Origin of the sequence: Segeticoccus rhizosphaerae (genome assembly GCF_009192725.1) — a bacterium.
In the GTDB taxonomy this organism is placed as follows: domain Bacteria; phylum Actinomycetota; class Actinomycetes; order Actinomycetales; family Dermatophilaceae; genus Segeticoccus; species Segeticoccus rhizosphaerae.
In genome coordinates this window covers 1-1,730 of sequence record NZ_VOHR01000517.1, presented here as the reverse complement: position 1 = coordinate 1,730, position 1,730 = coordinate 1, and the positions used below count along the sequence as shown (strand labels likewise).

1 protein-coding gene is annotated in these 1,730 nt (G+C 71.7%); it reads left to right on the top strand.

Features of this window, described 5'->3' with window-relative positions; genetic code table 11:
* Nucleotides 1-357 precede the first annotated feature (357 nt).
* On the top strand, nucleotides 358-1,730 hold a 1,373-nt coding region (locus FRW57_RS21280; protein ID WP_238999529.1), incomplete at its 3' end, for a methylmalonyl-CoA mutase family protein.

Genomic DNA, 1,730 nt, shown 5'->3' with positions numbered 1-1,730 from the left:
ACCGTGCCCTCCGCGCGGGGCGCCGCCTGGTCATCGCCGACGCGTCCCCACGGCTCGAGCGGCTGCTGCGCGCCACGCGCCTGACGCGGGTGCTGGCCCGGCCCACTCTGGACGACGCCTACGGGGCCAACCCGCTCGCCGTCTGAACGCAGTTGCCCGCAGAGAACTTCAGCGCAGCGGTGCTGCCGCGCAGGGGCTGCGGCCAGAACTCTGTGGTGCCTCTCACCTCGTGCAGCCCTCCCGCTGCGGCGCCCACGCGGCTAGGTTCCCTGCATGGCCGACCACGCAGTGCCACCGACCGCGGCGCCCGCCGTGCCGTCCGCACCACCGCGCCCCAGCCGGGACGCACCCTGGGTGATGCGCACGTATGCCGGACACTCCAGTCCCGTGGCCAGCAACGACCTCTACCGCCGCAACCTGGCCAAGGGCCAGACCGGCCTGTCGGTGGCCTTCGACCTGCCCACGCAGACCGGCTACGACCCCGACCACCCGCTGGCCCGCGGCGAGGTGGGCAAGGTCGGGGTGCCGATCTCGCACGTCGGTGACATGCGCGCGCTGTTCGAAGGCATCCCGCTGGCACGGATGAACACCTCGATGACCATCAACGCGCCGGCGCTGTGGCTGCTCGCGCTCTACCAGGTGGTCGCGGAGGAGCAGGCGCTCGCGGAGGGCGCCGACCCGGTCGCCGCGGTGCGGAGCCTCACGGGCACCACGCAGAACGACATCATCAAGGAGTACCTCTCCCGCGGCACCTACGTCTTCCCGCCCGAACCCTCGCTGCGGCTGACCACCGACCTCGTCGCCTACACCGTCGCCGAGCTACCGAAGTGGAACCCGGTCAACATCTGCAGCTACCACCTGCAGGAGGCCGGCGCGACGCCGGTGCAGGAGATCGCCTACGCGATGTGCACCGCCGTCGCCGTCCTCGACGCGGTGCGCGACAGCGGCCAGGTGCCGCCGGAGCGGTTCGGCGACGTGGTCTCGCGGATCTCCTTCTTCGTCAACTCGGGCGTGCGCTTCGTCGAGGAGCTGTGCAAGATGCGGGCGTTCGTCGCGCTGTGGGACGAGCTGACCCTGCAGCGGTATGGCGTGCACGATCCTCGGCAGCGACGGTTCCGTTACGGCGTGCAGGTCAACTCGCTGGGGCTCACCGAGGCCCAACCGGAGAACAACGTCCAGCGGATCGTGCTCGAGATGCTGGGCGTCACCCTGAGCAAGGATGCGCGGGCCCGGGCCGTGCAGCTGCCGGCCTGGAACGAGGCGCTCGGGCTGCCCCGACCCTGGGACCAGCAGTGGTCCCTGCGGATGCAGCAGGTGCTCGCCTTCGAGTCGGACCTGCTCGAGCACGAGGACCTCTTCGCCGGCTCGGTGGTCGTCGAGGCGAAGGTCGCGGCACTGCTGGAGGGAGCGCGCGCCGAGATCTCACGGGTCGAGCAGCAGGGCGGCGCCGTGGCGGCCGTCGAGTCCGGCTACATGAAGTCGGCGCTGGTGGCCTCGCACGCGCGCCGGCGGGCTCGAGTGGAGTCCGGTGAGGATGTTGTCGTGGGCGTCAACCGCTTCGAGACCACCGAGCCGAACCCGCTGACAGCGGACCTGCATGCGGCGATCCAGACCGTGGACGAAGGCGTCGAGGGTGACGCGGTGCGTGCGGTGCAGCGGTGGCGCACCGAGCGGGACGCCGACGACGGCGGCCGGCGAGCGGCCGCAGCCCTGGCTCGGCTGCGCACCGA